The 18,048-nt window shown below is 45.5% G+C and carries 16 protein-coding genes and 1 riboswitch; of the genes, 10 read left to right on the forward strand and 6 right to left on the reverse strand.

The window, feature by feature from the left end; genetic code table 11:
• Positions 1 to 6 precede the first annotated feature (6 nt).
• Positions 7 to 426: a PG0215 family putative anti-sigma factor gene (locus F8C76_RS05820; protein WP_152130845.1), complete on the reverse strand. Its 420-nt coding sequence runs from the start codon at positions 424 to 426 to the stop codon at positions 7 to 9.
• Positions 413 to 922: a GFO_1088 family ECF-type sigma factor gene (locus F8C76_RS05825; RefSeq protein ID WP_129652681.1), complete on the reverse strand. Its 510-nt coding sequence runs from the start codon at positions 920 to 922 to the stop codon at positions 413 to 415. Before F8C76_RS05825 ends, F8C76_RS05820 begins: the two co-directional genes overlap by 14 nt.
• Positions 923 to 1,132: 210 nt before the next feature.
• On the opposite strand from F8C76_RS05825, the gene F8C76_RS05830 reads away from it, so the two are divergent.
• Positions 1,133 to 2,626, forward strand: a complete 1,494-nt coding sequence (locus tag F8C76_RS05830) for a GFO_1087 family putative carboxy terminal peptidase (RefSeq protein ID WP_152130846.1) — start codon at positions 1,133 to 1,135, stop codon at positions 2,624 to 2,626.
• A 28-nt stretch (positions 2,627 to 2,654) separates the two neighbouring features.
• Here the strand turns inward: F8C76_RS05830 and F8C76_RS05835 are convergent, their stop codons facing one another.
• A complete protein-coding gene (locus F8C76_RS05835) occupies positions 2,655 to 3,590 on the reverse strand; it encodes an ABC transporter substrate-binding protein (protein WP_152130847.1) in 936 nt (311 codons plus the stop codon).
• 15 nt (positions 3,591 to 3,605) lie between these two features.
• Positions 3,606 to 5,462, reverse strand: a complete 1,857-nt coding sequence (locus tag F8C76_RS05840; protein ID WP_152130848.1) for a TonB-dependent receptor plug domain-containing protein — start codon at positions 5,460 to 5,462, stop codon at positions 3,606 to 3,608.
• Positions 5,463 to 5,531: 69 nt separating this feature from the next.
• A riboswitch (cobalamin riboswitch) is annotated at positions 5,532 to 5,752 on the reverse strand.
• Positions 5,753 to 5,806: 54 nt separating this feature from the next.
• On the opposite strand from F8C76_RS05840, the gene F8C76_RS05845 reads away from it, so the two are divergent.
• From F8C76_RS05845 to F8C76_RS05870, 6 genes are read left to right on the forward strand one after another with little or no spacing between them, the layout of a single operon-like run.
• Positions 5,807 to 6,967, forward strand: coding sequence for an ABC transporter substrate-binding protein (locus F8C76_RS05845; protein ID WP_152130849.1), 1,161 nt, complete (start codon positions 5,807 to 5,809; stop codon positions 6,965 to 6,967).
• Positions 6,968 to 7,999 (forward strand): iron chelate uptake ABC transporter family permease subunit, encoded by a 1,032-nt coding sequence (locus F8C76_RS05850; protein ID WP_152130850.1) that lies wholly within the window; start codon positions 6,968 to 6,970, stop codon positions 7,997 to 7,999. It begins immediately after the preceding gene.
• Complete coding sequence (locus F8C76_RS05855; protein WP_152130851.1) at positions 7,999 to 8,778, forward strand: ABC transporter ATP-binding protein; 780 nt, start codon at positions 7,999 to 8,001, stop codon at positions 8,776 to 8,778. The genes F8C76_RS05850 and F8C76_RS05855 overlap by 1 nt, the downstream gene beginning before the upstream one ends.
• A gap of 60 nt (positions 8,779 to 8,838) precedes the next feature.
• Entirely contained in the window at positions 8,839 to 10,185 is a 1,347-nt protein-coding gene (locus F8C76_RS05860; protein ID WP_152130852.1) for a DNA recombination protein RmuC, read from the forward strand.
• Between the two features lie 3 nt (positions 10,186 to 10,188).
• Positions 10,189 to 10,557: a DUF8785 domain-containing protein gene (locus F8C76_RS05865; RefSeq protein ID WP_152130853.1), complete on the forward strand. Its 369-nt coding sequence runs from the start codon at positions 10,189 to 10,191 to the stop codon at positions 10,555 to 10,557.
• The gene (locus F8C76_RS05870) at positions 10,554 to 11,099 is read left to right on the forward strand and encodes an acyl-CoA thioesterase (RefSeq protein WP_116217966.1); all 546 of its coding nucleotides are present in this window, start codon (positions 10,554 to 10,556) and stop codon (positions 11,097 to 11,099) included. The genes F8C76_RS05865 and F8C76_RS05870 overlap by 4 nt, the downstream gene beginning before the upstream one ends.
• On the opposite strand, the gene pgl is transcribed toward F8C76_RS05870, so the two are convergent.
• Positions 11,083 to 11,802: a 6-phosphogluconolactonase gene (gene pgl, locus F8C76_RS05875; RefSeq protein ID WP_152130854.1), complete on the reverse strand. Its 720-nt coding sequence runs from the start codon at positions 11,800 to 11,802 to the stop codon at positions 11,083 to 11,085. The genes F8C76_RS05870 and pgl overlap by 17 nt on opposite strands.
• 87 nt (positions 11,803 to 11,889) lie before the next feature.
• Complete coding sequence (gene zwf, locus F8C76_RS05880) at positions 11,890 to 13,422, reverse strand: glucose-6-phosphate dehydrogenase (protein WP_152131478.1); 1,533 nt, start codon at positions 13,420 to 13,422, stop codon at positions 11,890 to 11,892.
• Between the two features lie 167 nt (positions 13,423 to 13,589).
• On the opposite strand from zwf, the gene gnd reads away from it, so the two are divergent.
• The 3 genes from gnd to F8C76_RS05895 are packed head-to-tail and all read left to right on the forward strand — an operon-like array spanning position 13,590 to position 18,035.
• The gene (gene gnd, locus F8C76_RS05885; protein ID WP_152130855.1) at positions 13,590 to 14,999 is read left to right on the forward strand and encodes an NADP-dependent phosphogluconate dehydrogenase; all 1,410 of its coding nucleotides are present in this window, start codon (positions 13,590 to 13,592) and stop codon (positions 14,997 to 14,999) included.
• A gap of 30 nt (positions 15,000 to 15,029) precedes the next feature.
• Positions 15,030 to 15,950, forward strand: a complete 921-nt coding sequence (locus F8C76_RS05890; RefSeq protein WP_152130856.1) for a mechanosensitive ion channel family protein — start codon at positions 15,030 to 15,032, stop codon at positions 15,948 to 15,950.
• Positions 15,951 to 16,001: 51 nt separating this feature from the next.
• A complete protein-coding gene (locus tag F8C76_RS05895; RefSeq protein WP_152130857.1) occupies positions 16,002 to 18,035 on the forward strand; it encodes a S9 family peptidase in 2,034 nt (677 codons plus the stop codon).
• The last annotated feature ends 13 nt before the right edge of the window (positions 18,036 to 18,048 follow it).

The raw sequence follows: 18,048 nt of genomic DNA on the forward strand, positions 1-18,048 counted from the left end.
TCGTTTTTAATTGTTGTTGTAAATTTTTTGTTTTGCTTCCTCGAACTCTTTTAGGTAGGCCACTTTCTCCGTTCCTCGGCCAAAATTCTCCGCTAAAAGTTCAAAAGCCTTTTTGGTTTCCTGGTAAGCGTATTCCGCTTTCCTTCTTTCCTGGTACTCGTTACCAAAGTAAATACCAAAGGTTAAAACTGCGACCGCTGCAACGGAAATCCATTTGTATAGATTACTTCTGGTTTTTAATGGAACCTGCTTGGTAAACCGTTCTTCCTTGGCGTTGGAAAAGTAATTGAACATGGGTTTGTATGGCTCAAGGTGCGCTGGTACGCTTTCTTGTGCAAAATACTCCCGAAGCTTTTCCTCCTCAGCCACCGTTGTGTTGGCTTCAAAGTACTTTTCCAATAATTTTTCTATGTTATCCAATGCCATAGCTATGTTTTTTTATCAATTCTTCCCGTACTGTTTTTCTTGCTCTGGACAATGCCACCCGTACGGCAGTGGGCTTCATGTCCATCAATTCACATATCTCCTCAAATTCGTATTGTTCCACATCGCGTAATTGCAATACCATTTTTTGTTGTTCGGGCAGTTCCTGCATGATCCGTTCCATCCACTGCACACTGTCCTCGGCTTCCAATTGGCGTTGCAATGAAGTGGTTTCGTCACTGTAATTGCTGTGTACCAATTTTAGGTTACCGGCCTGCTTGGATTTCAATCGGTCCAAACAAAAGTTCTTGGTCATGGTCATCGCAAAGGCCTCAACGTTCTTGTACTCCGTCATGGTCTCATTCTTTGACCATAGTTTCATCAGGATTTCCTGTGTGGCGTCCTCTGCTTCCTCCCGCGATACCAAAAGGCGCTTGGCCAGTCGGTAGAGCTTGTCCTTAAAGGGCATCACCACATTTAAAAACTCTGATTGTTTCATTGGTTTGTCTTAGTTGTTTGCAGCCCCTTTATATCGGCCTACATTATCACGACGACACATATCGAAATTTGTTACAAAAAATTTGTATTCTGCTTTTATGTACCTATTTTGTACAGCAAATTTGTAAGAAATTATAAAATTTATCGCCTTACTTACCAACCTCATCACATATTTGGAACAAAAATTGAGGAATCCAATAAAAATTCAGCTATGAAAAAATATCTTCTTCCACTGTTGGGGCTAGTGTTCTTCTTTACAGCCTGCAACAATGATGACGACCAAATAAAAAATGGGGAAACTCCAAGTTTGAATCCAGGGTCTTCTGCCATAAGCCAGCATTTTATGTGGCAGGCCATGAACCTATGGTATTTTTGGCAAGGGGATGTGCCTGATCTAGCCGATGACAGGTTCTCTTCCAATAATGAATACACTTCGTTTGTAGAAGCTACCCCCAATCCAAGGAACTTTTACTACGATGTCCTTCTTTTTAATGATGACCGTTTTAGCTTTTTGAACGACGATTATACCGAATTGGTCAGCAATCTTTCTGGAGTGTCCAAAAGCAACGGACTGGAATTCAATCTTAAATATTTCCAGGATGAGTTCAATGTCTTCGGATATGTTATTTACATTGTACCTGATTCCGATGCCTCAACCAAAACCATTCAAAGGGGAGACATCTTTACACGCGTGGATGGTCAACAGTTGACCGAGGACAACTACATCAGCCTTCTTTATGGAAGCAATGATACCTACACCTTGGGGATGGCCGACATTGTTGGAGGTGAAATTGTGGACAATGACACTGAAGTGACCTTGACCAAAATTGAAAACCAAGTGGAAAACCCCATTTTGGTGGCCGAGACCTTGGATATAAACGGCACCAAAATCGCTTATTTGATGTACAACAGATTCTTGAGCGATTTTAACGAAGAGCTCAATGCCGCCTTTGGAAAGTTCAAGACGGATGGGGCTACGGAACTTGTTCTCGACATGCGCTACAACCCAGGGGGCTCGGTAAACACATCCCGTCTCTTGGCCAGTATGATCTATGGCACCAACACCAGTGAACTCTATATTAGACAACGCTGGAACGATAAGATACAAAGCCAATTAAGCACTGCACAGTTGGAAGACTATTTCGCCAGTTCCACCGGAGCAAGTGCCATAAACTCACTAAATTTAAGTCAAGTATATGTGTTGGCCACGGAAGACTCCGCCTCTGCCAGTGAATTGGTCATGAACGGTCTGGTCCCTTATATGGATGTTATCCACATCGGAGAAACCACAAGGGGAAAAAATGAATTTTCCATCACCTTGGTGGATGACCCCGAAAATGCATTTATTTATGATGAGGACCGGGAAGGCAACATCAACTCCCAGAATAGTTGGGGCATACAGCCCTTGGTGGGAAGAAATGAAAACGCAGCTGGGTTCTACGACTATACGAGTGGCCTAGCTCCCGACATTGTCCTCCCGGAAGATTTGGCCAACCTAGGTGTCCTTGGAGACCCCAATGAGCCGCTTTTGGCCCGTGCCATAGAGGAAATCACCGGAGTATCGGCCAAGAAAAGTTTTTCGGTCCAGATACCTGCAAAAGGTTTTATTAGTTCCAGGGTTTTGACCCCGGTAAAAGATAATATGTATTTGGATAAACCACTGGATGTAAACCTAACGTTGAGCAAGAACCAATATCTACAATAAGAAAAGCGGCCTAGGCCGCTTTTCTTTTTTACTCTACTGTTTGAAAGTTCAGCTGTCGACATTTACCCCTTAAGTTTTCTGGTATTTCCAGGACCTCAGGGTGGAAAATTCCGGCCAGCACTTCTATTCCGTTCACCAAGGTATTTGCCGATGATTGCGTGAACATATCATAGTCCGCAATAAAAACCTTTCCCTCCTTGACTGCCTTGATCTCATCCCATCCGGGTCGTTTCATTAACAGATGGATTTCCTCCAAGGTTCGGTCAATCCCAAAACCGCAGGGGGCAATGACCAAGACCTCTGGGTCATATTGCGTGATTTTTGACCAAGAGGTGACCACACTATCTCCGGAGGGGTTGGAAAGCATGTCCACACCTCCCGCATAGGCAATCTGATGGGGAATCCAATGACCACAGTTGAATATAGGCTGTATCCACTCCATGAGCATCACCCGCTTGGGCAAAGCCTTAGCTGAACGTAATTTATCGGTCACCGAACCAATACGCTTATGAAGTCCTTCCAAATACTTATAGGCCACCTCTTCCCTGTCCAACGCCTTCGCAATGGTAATCGCCGATTCAAAAACATCTTCCAAGGATTCAGGGCTAATGGAAATCAGTTCAGGTTGCTTCTTTAAATTGGCAACAGCAGCAGAGGTACAGGCGGTATCAATCTGGCAAACATCGCACATATCCTGGGTGAAAATAATGTCCGGGGCCATTTGCTCCAAAAGCCTTTCATCCACATAGTACAATTGCTTCCCTTGATGCTTACTGGCCGAGAAAAGCGAATCGATTTCCTGGCTGGACAAATTCTTGCCCTCAAGGATACAGCGCACCACGGGTTTCTTTTCCCGCAAGCCCTGTTCGGGGCACTCAAAGGTGATTCCCATCAAATGTCCATCGAGGCCCATATCATAGAGCATTTGGGTAACGGCCGGCAAAAAGGAACAGACTTTCAACATAAGATTGGAAAGGGTTTATAGGTTCAAATTCAATCCAAAGGCCAAATTTCTACCACGAGTGGTGAAGCCGATTACTTCGGTATATTCCTCATTCAATAGGTTATAGCCATTGACAAAGACCTTCAACCTGTTGGGTAACAATTGATGCTCCACATACAGATTCACCAAGGAAAATGCCTCCAAGGGCTCGTCCATATAAGTCATGAAATTGGTATCAAAACGTTCCCCGGTATAGGCATAGCTCAAGGATAGGTTGGTGGTTTCACAAATTTGGTAGCCCAAGGCAAAATTTACCTTGTGCTTGGGAATTCGAATGGCATTGTCCCCCTTTCGTTCCGTAAAGGTGTAGTTGGCATTGATGTCCAACACATCTACGGGTTTCCAAGACAGCTCCACTTCCACCCCAGTGGCATCGATCTCATCAGAAATGTTGATGCTGGTGAAGTTCTGGTCGTACCCGATGGCATTTTTTTCATTTCTGTTGAAATACAGGGCACTTACACGCAATCCATCATTGACCTTGTACTCAACTCCCCCTTCAAGGGTTCTATTCTCCTCGGGCTCCAAGTCTGGATTGGAACCAAAATCCCCGAACAATTGGGTCAAACTTGGCGTAATGTATGAGGTGGCATACGACCCGAACAGTTTCACATACCCATTGGCAGATGAAAAAACATAGGAAGGGTTAAGATTATATACAAAATGACTACCGTACTCAGAGTGATTGTTCCAGCGGCTGCCAAGGTTCAGGTTCAATCCAAAATCGGAAACATACACCACATTGGCATAGGGGTCAACGATATTGAAGTCCGTGTCGTTGGAAAAAGTGGCCTCATCCTTGAGATAGTTCACGCCCAAAATGGTATGCCATTTATCGTGGACCACATATTTGTTGTAAAAATCGAGCACCAAATTCTTTCCGTCCGATAAACTCTCACCATAGGTGCTTTTGGAATCCGTTTCGTAATCCGTATACGCTGCGTTCAGGTGCAACGACCCATTGCCATATGCAAAAGATGAGGCAACCCCGGCCCTCTTTTGGTCCACTCTGGAGCGGTTCGGGGCTTCCATGAAATCGGCATCAAATTCATTGGAATAACGGGTCTGGTTTCCATAAACCGACAACCTAAAGTCCTTGGAAAATTGATATCCCAATTTAACATTGGTACTGAAATGGGAAAAATTATCCTCTTCATTTTCCGGGGTCACCGCTGCGGAAAGCCCTTTGGAACTGCGGTTGGAAAAATCCACCACATAATCGAATTTATCCAAGGTCCCATTCAAGGAAACCGCATTGCTGAGATTCCCCAAATTGTAGTTTTGGTCATCAGCCGTCTGATTGGTTCCCACTGTGGATTGAAAATTCCCAGCCAATTTCTCTTTGGAGCTTTTCTTGGTAGTGATGTTGATCACAGCCGTAGCGGCATTGGTCCCGTAGAGGGTACTGGCCGCTCCCTTGATAATCTCTATGCTTTCAATATTTGCCGTGGAAAGTAATCGCAGATCGTACTCTTGGCTAAAAGATGATGGGTCGGAAACCCTGACCCCGTCAATGATGACCAAAACCTGTCTTCCTCGACCGCCACGGGCAAAAACGCCCAAAACATCGCCGTCACGTCCACGACTTCCCGTAATCTCGATCCCACTTTTGGTGTTGATGATCTGGGCCACGGTCTGGCCTTGTTTTCGTTCTAATTCCTCAGCAGTGATCTTGATCACGGTCTTTCCTGAATTCTCTCGTTTCAGTTCAAATTTGGAATCGCTCACTACAACCTCATCCAGTTGTTGCACGTGGGCCGAATCTTGTTGTTGGGCACAAAGTCCCTTGCCTGCCAAAAGGGCGGCACATAACCATAAATGATTTTTCTTCATTTCGTTTAAATCAATAAACGGGAGCGTAGTATGATGTTCATACGCAAACTTTTATCCCGAAAGTTTAACATTGTTTGTTTGAATTTGGCAGGTCTCCTGACTTGCTTTATGCGGTTTGACCTTCCCATCCCGGTCGGACAGTGGTTTAGAAGAAACCGCATCCCTTTTTAAGGGTGCCAAAACAAGTTTGGCATAAACTTACAGTTGCGGGAACAGTTCTGGATTTTCACCGGATTCCCTTTTAATCACACGTCAACAACAACGTGCAAACCAAAATTCATCGCGAAAGTAATCAATCTGTTTAATCTTTTTTTGCAAAAGTTAAATAATCTTACTTTTGGTCCATGGCAGAAAAACAATTATCCAAACTTCTCATCGGAGTCGCTTTCTTGCTCCTTATTTTGGGCTGTGATGAAAAAAAGAAGGCTCCAGCCATCGACCTAGCAACTACGGAAGAATCCCAAATCCAATACGCTACGGGCTTCACGGTCAATCATAATGGACAGTTCACGGAAATTGAGGTTACGGCGGCTTGGCCCGGTTCCGAAAAAAGCTTCAAATATGCCTTGGTGCCCCGGGAGAAGTTGGCCGTCATTACCCTACCCAGGGACGCCTATGATGCCATTGTGGCCACCCCAGTGGAACGCTTGGTGATTACCTCTACCACACATATCCCATCCTTGGAAGCCTTGGGAGTACTGGAATCCGTGGTAGGATTTCCCAATACCGATTTGATTTCCTCTCCTGCTACCCGACAAAGAATTGACCAAGGCCTGATCAAAGAGTTGGGTACCAATGAGAACATCAATACAGAGGTGGTCTTGGAACTCAACCCCGAACTAGTCATGGGATTTGGCATCAACGACACCAACAAGGCTTATGACATCATCAAACGCGCTGGAATTCCTGTGGTCTATAATGGGGATTGGGTGGAACAGACCCCATTGGGAAAAGCGGAATGGATCAAATTCTTTGCCCCTTTCTTTCAGAAAGAAATGGAGGCCGATAGCATTTTTAACGATATTGAAAAGTCTTATCAAGAGGCCAAAGTACTGGCCAAAAATGCCAAAGAACGTCCTACCGTACTTACTGGGGGACTTTACAAGGATGTTTGGTATGTTTCTGGAGGAAAAAGTTGGATGGCGCAGTTTTTAGCGGACGCCAATACCGATTATATCTGGGCCGATACCGAAGAGACCGGAGGAATTGGTCTAAGTTTGGAAGCCGTCCTCGAAAAAGCACAACAAGCGGATTATTGGTTGAATCCGTCCCTTCACGGGACGTATGAAGAATTGGAAAAGGCCAACATCCATTACCTCCAATTTTCGGCATTTTCCAATAAGAAGGTATATTCCAATGCCATCAGGAAGGGAGCCACAGGAGGTTTGGTCTTCTATGAATTGGCACCCCAACGCCCCGATTTGGTATTGAAAGATCTCATTTCTATTCTGCATCCGGGGCTCTTGACCGATTATGAACCTCATTTTTATAGGCCTTTGCAATAGATGTCGCACCCAAGATCATATCGCCTTTCCTTTGTGTTGATTTCGGTCGCGCTCTGCCTTGCATTGGTATTGAACATCAGTTCGGGTTCCGTTTCCATTCCCTTTTCTGCAACCCTTTCCGGGCTTATGGGGAAACCTTTGGAAGTATCTTCATGGGAATACATCCTTTGGGACTATCGCATCCCCAAGGCGCTTACGGCACTTTTGGTAGGTGGTGGGCTTTCCCTGAGCGGACTCTTGATGCAGACCTTGTTCCGAAATCCACTGGCAGGACCCTTTGTCTTGGGCATTAGCTCCGGCGCCAGTTTGGGGGCCGCACTGCTTTTGATGGGCACCTCCTTCATTTCAAGCTTTGCTTCCCTGTCTTTTGTGGGCGATGTGTCCCTGACCATTGCTGCCAGTCTGGGCAGTTTTTTGGTGCTGGCCGTAGTGCTAACCGTTGCGCAACGGATACGCGACACCATGGCCTTATTGGTCATTGGGTTGATGTTTGGTAGCATTACCTCGGCATTGGTAAGCGTGCTGGCCTATTTTACCAGCGCGGAAAGTTTACAAAGATTTATTTTTTGGTCTTTTGGTAGCGTAGGCAATTTGAGCACCCAACAATTATCGCTTTTAACAGGGATTGTGTTCTTGGGCGTTTTGCTCTGTATCCTCTCCATCAAAGCCCTCAATGCCTTCTTATTGGGAGAGCATTATGCCCAAAGTCTTGGAGTTTCCCTTAAAAAATCAAGGTGGATCATCATCATCGCGGCGGGTTTGTTGGCCGGTGGCATAACGGCTTTTGCTGGTCCCATTGTTTTCATCGGTTTGGCGGTACCACACCTTACCCGACAGATATTCGACACCATGGAACACCGTGTTTTAGTGCCTGCCGTATTCCTGTATGGGGCCATTCTTATGCTGCTCTGTGACACCTTGGCCCAATTACCCAACTCAGTGAACGTATTGCCCATCAATGCCATTACCTCATTGGTAGGGGCACCCGTTGTAATATGGTTGTTGGTACGAAAACGCAAAATGATATTCTGATGGAAACCGTTGAAGAACATATCCTTTCCACCAAAGAACTTGCCATTGGGTATGGTGCAAAAGTTGTGGCAGAACACATCAATTTTTCTTTGGAAGCGGGAACCTTGTGCGGTATTGTTGGGGCCAACGGAATCGGGAAATCCACCTTGCTCCGAACCTTGGCTGGTTTTCAATCCAAACTAGGAGGTCGTATCGATATAAAGGGCAAAGCCTTGGAGGACCATTCGCCATCTGAAATGGCCCAAAAACTCAGTGTGGTCCTCACCGAACCCCCGGCATCCAAAAACCTTACTGTCCAAGAACTCATTGCTTTGGGAAGACAGCCCTATACCAACTGGCTGGGAAGCCTTACCGCATCGGACAAAGAACACATCAACCAAAGTATAAACGCCTTTTTGCTCAACGATTTACGAAATGCCAAATGCCACGAATTGAGCGACGGCCAGTTGCAACGGGTTCTTATTGCCCGAGCCATGGCCCAGGACACCCCTTTGATTCTTTTGGATGAGCCCACTACCCATTTAGACCTCTATCACAAGGTTCAAATCTTGAAATTGTTGCAACAATTGGCCCACGAAAGCAAGAAAACCATCGTCTTTACCACCCATGAGATTGACTTGGCCATTCAGTTGTGCGATAAGACCTTGATTTTGGACGGCGTAAACAACCCGTTCGGAGCACCATGCGAACTGATTGAACAACATCATTTTGAACGCCTGTTTCCTTCGGAAATGATTCAGTTTGATGCCAAAACGGGCACGTTCAAGGTGAATAAGTAAGTTTGTTTTCCATTTCGGCATCCATCGGAATCCGTTATCTTTATCCGAAGAAATCTTTTCATGAGTACAGAACTGATCTATCTATTTATAGGAATCATTGCCTTGGCATTAGGGCTGTTTGGTGGCATGTACATCCAAAAGTTAAAGACCAAGTCCACCGAAAGTGTCTGGGGCGAACGGGAGCAACAACTGCATGCCTCCATCAAATCCCTCAATGATAAATTGTTGTTGGGTGATGAGGAACGCAAACAGTTACAATCCGAAAAAGAACAGCAAAGCAACCAGTTGGTGCGTTATCAGGCCGATTTGGAAAACCTTCAACTCAAAAACAGGGAACAAAAGGAAGAGGTTGAAAAACTACAGGAAAAGTTCACCAAAGAGTTTGAGGTCCTTGCCAACAAAATTCTGGAAGAAAAAAGCGAAAAGTTCACCAAGAGCAATAAAGAGAACATTGAGAACATCCTCACCCCTCTCAACAAAAAGATAAAGGAGTTTGAGGAAAAGGTGGAAAATTCGCAAAAGGAAAACATCAGCATACACTCGGCCTTGAAGGAACAGTTGCACCACCTCCAGAACCAAAACCTTAAGATAACCCAAGAGGCGGAAAACCTGACCAAAGCATTGAAAGGCGATAGCAAAATGCAGGGAAACTGGGGAGAATTGGTGTTGGAACGGGTCTTGGAAAAGTCTGGTTTGGAGAAAGATAGGGAATATAGTGTCCAGCAAAGCTTTACCCGTGAAGATGGCAGCAGGGTCTTGCCCGATGTCATCATCCATTTGCCCGATGGCAAAAAAATGGTCGTGGATTCCAAGGTCTCATTGACCGATTATGAGCGATATACCAATGCCGAGGAGGATGACCGACCTAAATTCCTGAAAGATCATATCAACTCCCTTCGAAAGCATGTGGAGCAGTTGTCCGCCAAAAAATATGAGGACCTCTATGAAATGGAAAGTCCGGATTTTGTATTGATGTTCGTGCCCATTGAGCCTGCCTTCGCCGTGGCCATAAACGAGGACGTATCGCTCTACAACAAGGCCTTTGAACAGAACATTGTGATTGTGACCCCATCTACCTTGCTCGCCACGCTTCGTACCATTGATACCATGTGGAGCAACGAAAAGCAACAAAAAAACGCCATGGAAATTGCCCGACAGGCAGGGGCCCTTTACGATAAATTTGTTGGTTTTATGCAGGACTTGACCCAAGTGGGCAAAAAAATGGATGATGCCAAAGGGGAATATAAAAATGCCATGAACAAGTTGTTCGATGGTCGAGGTAACATAGTAATCAGTATCGAAAAATTACGAACCATGGGGGCCAAAGCCAAAAAATCCTTGCCCGAGCCTATTTTAAAGCGTGCCCTCGAGGATGATTTTGAAGAAGACCCTAAACTAGAACTATAAGTCGTGAGAAAGTTTTTATTTATCGCCATTTCTGCCATAGTGCTGGGAATCGCAGCCTATTTTGCCTTTATCTACTACGTGCCCTTCAGTGAGGGCTATCGCTCCGGGGAGCTCATCAAGTTCAGCCGTAGGGGTGTGGTGGTAAAGACCTGGGAAGGGCAAATCAGTCAGGGACTTTCGGGTACCAATGTGTTTTCCTTTTCCGTGGAGGACAACCAAACGGAAATCATCGAAAAGATGAAGGAATATCAAGGTCAGTACATCAAAGTGACCTATAAGGAACGCTACGCCACCTTCTTTTGGCTGGGTGATACCAAATATTTTATCACCGAAGTGGAAACCGAAAAATCACCGCTATTCAGAAATCAATGAAAAAATTCAAGTCGTCCAAAGAAAGTAGGGTCTCCATTACCGAACTGATGCTTCCTTCCCATTCCAATTTTGGGGGCAAGGTGCACGGTGGACACATTCTTAACCTTATGGACCAAATAGCTTTTGCCTGTGCCTCCAAACATTCGCAAAGTTACTGTGTGACCGCTTCCGTAAACCGGGTGGATTTTTTAAATCCCATTGAAGTGGGTGAATTGGTCACGCTCAAGGCCTCCATCAACTACACCGGAAAAACTTCCATGGTGGTCGGGGTCCGGGTAGAGTCCGAAAATGTGACCACAGGGGAGGTAAAACACTGCAACTCTTCCTATTTCACCATGGTATCCAAAGGCACAAACGGAAAAAACAAAGCGGTTCCCGGATTGATCTTAAAAAGCAAACAGGACATCCGTAGGTTTGCCCGAAGCAAGGAACGGAAGCAATCCGCCTATAATCGCGACAGCAAATACGAATCCAACAACTTTAAGGTAAACGAGTTTTTGGAGTTTTTGGAAGGTGAAAACGTGACTATGGATTTGGACTAAGCCCTGCGGCGGCATCCTCATCCAAAAACCAAACCAGATTTCCCGATGTTGGATTGACCAAGGTAGCTGGATATGCATCGGAACCTTCGGTTTTTTCCACAATCACCTTTACTTTTTCTGCTTTGGAAGCCCCGGTGACCAAAAAAGCTACTTCTTTGGCCGTATTGATGACCTTCCCATTGATGGAAACCCTTTTTTGACCTGAATCGGGATGGGTAGCCACCACACAATGGTCTTCAGCATTCCAAAGTTCAATCTCATGGGGAAAAATGGAAGCCGTATGTCCGTCATCGCCCATACCCAAGATCACCAAATCAAATTGTGGGACTTCCTCTACCCTATCCAAATTGATTTCCAATAGGTTGGCATAGCGCATGGCTTCACCGTTGGGCTCATTTTCTCCCAATACACGGTGGATATTCGCTTCTGGCACCTCAATTTTTGAAAATAGATGCTCCACGGTCATTTTGTAGTTGCTGTCGTCATCAGTTGGAGGAACGCAGCGTTCATCTCCCCAATAAAAATGAATCTTGTTCCAATCGATTTCATCTGAAAACTTTTGGGCCAATACATCAAATACGATTTTGGGTGTACTCCCCCCGGAAAGCGCCACATGGAACTCCCACGAATTGGCCCTCTCCTTAAAATAGACTGAAAACTGCTCCGCTACCTCTTGCTTGTCTTTATATATTTTTAACTCCATCAACCTCTAATTTCATTTGTTCTTGACTAAACTGGTTCTCGACTGCACTCGAACTGACAATTATTTATTGCTTATTGTTCATTGTTATTAGCAAATCACACAATATCCGGGATCATCGGCGAGATTTTCCCCTGGGTTCCTCCAAAATCCAGATCCATTCATCAGATTATCGGCATTTTCAGGACCCCATACCCCAGCAGCATATCCGTACATACGAACATCCTTGCCATTCTTCCAATAGTCCAAAATGGGGTCTACAAACTCCCAAGCGGCTTCCACCTCATCGGCGCGGGCATATAGCGTGGCGTCTCCCTGCATGGCATCCAACAAAAGTCGTTCATAGGCCTCCATGACATAGGTTTGCGCCAAACTAGAGTAGTAGAAATCCAAATTGGCCCGCTCCACCTTAAATCCCTGCCCTGGAACCTTTACCCCGAATTTGATCAAAATACCTTCATCCGGCTGTATTCTAATAATCAGTTTATTATCCTTGCTGTCCATACCCGAGTCCTTAAAAATCTGGTGGTGCGGTGCCTTAAAATGAATCACGACTTCGGTGACCTTGGTAGGCATCCGCTTTGCGGTACGCACATAAAATGGCACCCCGTGCCAACGCCAGTTGTCCGCATAAAACTTAATGGCAGCATAGGTTTCGGTAGTGGAATTGGAATCTACCCCCTCCTCTTCCCGATATCCGTTCATCTTTTCCCCATTGATTTCAGAGGCTACATATTGGGCACGGATCGTATTGTCGAACAAGGTCTGCTCGTCCTTCATAATACGAAGCGATTTCAGGGCTTTTACCTTCTCATTGCGGATTTCCTCAGGCTGATTGCCTATGGGCGGTTCCATCACCACCAAGGATACAATCTGAAGCAAATGGTTCTGGAACATATCCCGAAGTGCCCCTGATTTGTCGTAATACCCCCCTCTTTTCTCCACACCAACGCTTTCGGCATTGGTAATTTCCACATGGTCGATATAATTCCGGTTCCACAACGGCTCAAAAATGCTATTGGAAAAACGGGTCACCAATAGGTTCTGTACGGTTTCCTTTCCCAGATAATGGTCTATCCGGTATATCTGGGGCTCCGTAAAATATTTGTGAAGTCCTTTATTGAGCTGTCTTGCCGTTTCCAGGCTATATCCAAAAGGCTTTTCCACGATCAAACGCTTCCAACCGTTGTTTTGGGTGTTCATGCCTGCTTCGGACAAATTTTGGGCGATGGTCTCGTATAATGTCGGCGGAGTGGAAAGATAATACATGATATTCCCAGAGGTGCCATAATCAGCCTTCAGGCTTTCAACACGCTTGCGAAGCGGCGCATAATCCGTGTCGTAATCCTTTCCCAAGTCCATGTAAAAAAGCTTATCGGCAAAACCTTTTACCTCACCCACATCCAGTTTTTGGATTTTCTCTTTCAAATAGGGGCTTTTATACACCACCCTATCCCGGAATGCCTCATCCGTCAGGTCACTTCTACTGGCTCCCAATACCACAAAATTGGGCGGGAGCTGCTTGGCCAAATAGAGATTGAAGAGGCCTGGAATCAATTTTCTTGCGGTCAAATCGCCAGATGCCCCAAAAATCACGAGCATTTGGTTTTCGGTCTTTTTCATACGATAGTTGATATTGGCTGAGTAATTTCTTCGGATGATCGCATACGTCATCCAATGAAGTCCTTTTATATTTGAGCATAACGAATATAAGGTTTATTTTAGGTTCTGATTTCAACAAATAGCTTACTTTAAATTGTCTTAACATAAGAAGCTGAAAACGAAGCACAATGACAGATACGTATGATTTTGGCCTAGTAGGTCTGGGAGTAATGGGACGCAATTTTATCTTGAATGTGGCCGATAATGGCTTTACCGCCTTCGGGAACGATTTGGATACCGAAAAAGTAAATGCACTGATCCAGGAAGGTGGCGATACCTCAAAAGTAAACGCCAGCTCCGATGTGAAAACCTTTGTGCAAGCTCTTACCGCCCCAAGGAAAATCATGCTCTTGGTCCCTGCCGGAAAGGTAGTGGACATAGTCATTGAGAGTTTATTGCCCCATTTGGACCAAGGCGATATCATTATTGATGGTGGAAATTCATTTTTTACGGATACGGACCGACGCGAAGCCTATTTGAAGGAAAAAGGCATCAACTTTTTTGGGGCCGGGGTTTCCGGTGGTGCCAAGGGGGCCAGAAAGGGTCCCAGCATCATGCCCGGGGGTTCCCGGGAGGCCTATCAGCATGTGAAACCCATTTTTGAAGCGGTTTCTGCCAAGTATAAAGGTGAGCCCTGCGTGGCGTATTTAGGCCCAAAATCGGCCGGAAACTATGTAAAAATGGTGCACAATGGCATTGAATATGGGTTGATGCAGCTTACTTCGGAGATTTACGACTTGCTCAAAAAAGCGGGTGGACTCTCCAATGAAGAACTCCACATAACCTATTCGGAATGGAACCAAGGGCGATTACAATCGTTTTTGGTGGAAATCACTTCGGAAATATTTACACAAAAAGACGAGCTCACCAGTAGCGACCTCGTTGATATGATTTTGGACAAGGCCAAGCAGAAGGGAACCGGAAAATGGACTTCCCAAAATGCCATGGACTTGGGCATTCCCATCCCCACTATTGATGTGGCGGTGAGTATGCGGGAAATCTCGGCTCTAAAGGACGAAAGAGTCAAAGCGGATGCGTTGTACAACCGCCCAACACCCAAAGGTGTTGACAAAAGTGACTTTACCTCCAAAGCGGAACAAGCGTTGTATTTTGCCTTTATCATAACCTATGCCCAAGGTATGCACCAATTGGCAGATGCCTCCAAAGAGTATGGTTACGAACTGGAACTGGGCGAAATTGCCAAAATATGGCGTGCCGGTTGCATCATCAGAGCAGCTCTTTTGGCGGATATCACCGATGCCTATCGTGAAGATAAGGACTTGCAAAACCTATTGCTCTCCCCTTCTTTTGTTAAAAAAGTGCAGGGAACGGTTGATGCAGCCCGTGAACTGGTGGCCTATGGTGCGGCCAATGGCATTCCCCTACCCGGATTGTCCAATGCCCTTACCTACTTTGATGCCTATACCAGCAGCCGTTTACCGCTGAACCTCATTCAGGCGCAGCGCGATTATTTTGGTTCCCACACCTATGAACGGGTGGACCGAGAAGGAATTTTCCATACGGAATGGGAGGAATAGCTCCCATCACGTATGACATTAAATAAACCTATGGACCTCATATCAAACATTCAACAATGGCTTGCCAACCATCCCTTGGCAACTGCCGTTATCAAGTATTTGGTTTGGGTCGTTTTGGTTTTTTTGCTTATCAAATGGGTGCGGCAATTGGTCAAGAAAAACCTTCCTGACAATTCCTTGAAATATAAAGCCCAAAAGGCCATTGAGGTCATCGGGTATTTCCTGATCATCCTAATCACCATTTCTTATTTTACGGGAAACATCAATGATTTTGGTCTTGCCATTGGGTTGCTCACGGCGGGCATCACCATCACTCTGCAAGAATTGATCCTGAGCATTGCAGGTTCCTTCTATATCTTTTTTGTACGGGTCTATAAACCTGGGGACAGAATCGAATTGAACGGCATTAAAGGAGATGTCATTGACATCGATAGCATTTATACCACCATGATGGAGATTGGGGAATGGGTGTCCAGTGATAATTACAGCGGCCGCATTGTCAAAATCAGCAATGCCTTTGTCTTTAAAGGGCCTGTATATAATTACTCCCTCGATTTCCCCTTTGTTTGGGATGAGTTTGACCTTCCCATCCGATATGGTTCGGATATGGAATTGGCCAAGCAAATTGTAATTTCCGTAGCGCAGGAAAAATTGTCGGAGTATGTGAAAAATTCCATTGCAGGCTGGAAAGATGTCGTCAACAAATACTACATTGAAGACGCCCAAGTAGACCCAACCCTTGCCATCACCATGACCGATAATTGGATTCAGTTCAATTTGCGGTACATTGTGGACTATAAAAAACGGCGGATGACCAAACACCTTCTCAATGAAGAGATTGGCAGAAGGATTTTAGCAACTGACGGTAAAGTGACCTTGGCATCCTCAACATTTGAAATCGTTAGAATCCCAACGTTGGAAGTCAATCAGGATAAAAGCATCGAAAAATAAAATCAAGTTTTTCCCAGTCGCTCAAAATAGTAATCAACTAATCACAATACCATGAAAAAACTGCTCAGCACTTTCATTCTCTTGGTCGCTTTTATCCCTTTGGGATATACCCAAGTACAGTCCAATTTGGAACTCTTGGACATCTTCAACATGGAGTACGTTTCGGACCCGCAGATTTCCCCTGATGGCTCCAAAGTCATTTATGTACGGAATTTTAAGGACGTCATGACCGACAGAAACCTATCCAATCTTTGGATCGTGAATTTTGACGGTTCCAACAACCGTCCCTTGACCACGGGAAACCACAATGATTTTGCACCCAAATGGTCCCATGACGGCACAAAAATCACCTTCAAATCCAATATGGCCGATGAAAAGATGAAGCTCTACCTCATGTGGTTGGATACCAAGGAAACCTTGGCCTTGACCAACACACCACAAGCTCCGGGGCAGGTTTCTTGGTCGCACAACGACCGGTATGTGGCCTTCAATATGTTTGTGCCCAAGGAAAATAAATCCATCATCAAGATGCCGGCCAAACCGGAAGGCGCCAAATGGAACGACCCACCCAAATACATAGATCAAATGAACTATCGCGGAGATGGCCAAGGATATATAAAAGGTGGAAATATGCAATTGTTCACCCTACCCATTTCCGGGGGAACGCCCAAGCAGCTTACCTTTACCGATTTTGACCACGGAGGTCCTATTTGGTCCAAAAATGACAGTCATCTTTATTTTAGCGCCAATTTCCACAAGGATGAAGAGTTTGAGGCCCTGGATAGCGAAATTTACCAAATCAGCGTAGGCTCCGGTGAAACCAAAGCCCTCACCGACCGTAATGGTCCAGATGGTAATCCCGTGCTTTCCCCTGACGGTTCCAAAATTGCCTATTTGGGTTTTGATGACCGTCTTCAAGGCTATCAACTGACCCGTCTCTATGTGATGAATGCGGATGGAAGCAATGCCCAATTGATTTCCGGGAACTTTGACAGGGATGTGGAAGATATGGTCTGGAACAGCAAGGGAGATGGTCTCTATGTTGCCTATACCGATAAGGGATTGGGGAAATTGGCGTCCATAACCTTATCCGGAAAAGTTACCGATATGGTGACAGGCTTGGGCGGACTGTCCTTGGGCAGACCTTACAATGCAGCCAGCTTTTCGGGTTCATCCAACAACAAATTTGCCTACACCTTGGGCACAACGGACCACCCTTCAGATTTGGCGGTTGTGGATGCCAAAGGGAACAGCAAACGTTTGACTGCGCTCAATGATGACTTATTTTCGTTCAAAAATTTGGGCAAGGTAGAAGAATTATGGTGGGAGTCTTCCTATGACCAACGGAAAATACAGGGCTGGGTAGTTACCCCTCCCAATTTTGACCCGTCCAAAAAATACCCCTTGATCCTGGAAATCCATGGAGGTCCCTTTACCAGCTACGGTTTTGTGTATTCTGCGGAAATCCAAGCCTATGCAGCGGCCGGTTATGTGGTGCTCTATACCAACCCTAGGGGTAGTACCAGCTACGGGGAGGAATTTGGCAACCTGATCCATCATGACTATCCCAACCATGATTATGACGACCTCATGTCTGGCGTGGATGCCTTGTTGGCCAAAGGTTTTGTGGATCAAGACAACCTTTTTGTCACTGGAGGAAGTGGCGGTGGGGTACTCACAGCCTGGATTGTGGGCAAGACAGACCGTTTTAAGGCAGCCGTAGTGGCCAAACCGGTTATCAATTGGTACAGTTTTGTTCTTTATGCCGATGGCGTACAGTTCTTCTCCAAATATTGGTTCGGAAAAAAACCGTGGGAAGATCCTGAAAACTACATGAGACGTTCTCCCCTCACCTATGTGGGCAATGTAACCACACCAACCATGCTCATGACGGGTGAAGAAGATTACCGAACCCCGATAGCGGAATCCGAGCAGTTTTATGCCGCCTTGAAATTACAGAATGTGGAAACTGCGATGGTGCGAATTCCTGGAGCTTCGCATGGCATTGCCAATAAGCCGAGTAACTTAATCGCCAAAATAGCCAGTGTGTTGGCTTGGTTTGAGAAGTATAAGGATAATGAATAATCTAGCCCGAATC

Origin of the sequence: Flagellimonas olearia, from assembly GCF_009184425.1 — a bacterium.
GTDB lineage: Bacteria > Bacteroidota > Bacteroidia > Flavobacteriales > Flavobacteriaceae > Flagellimonas > Flagellimonas olearia.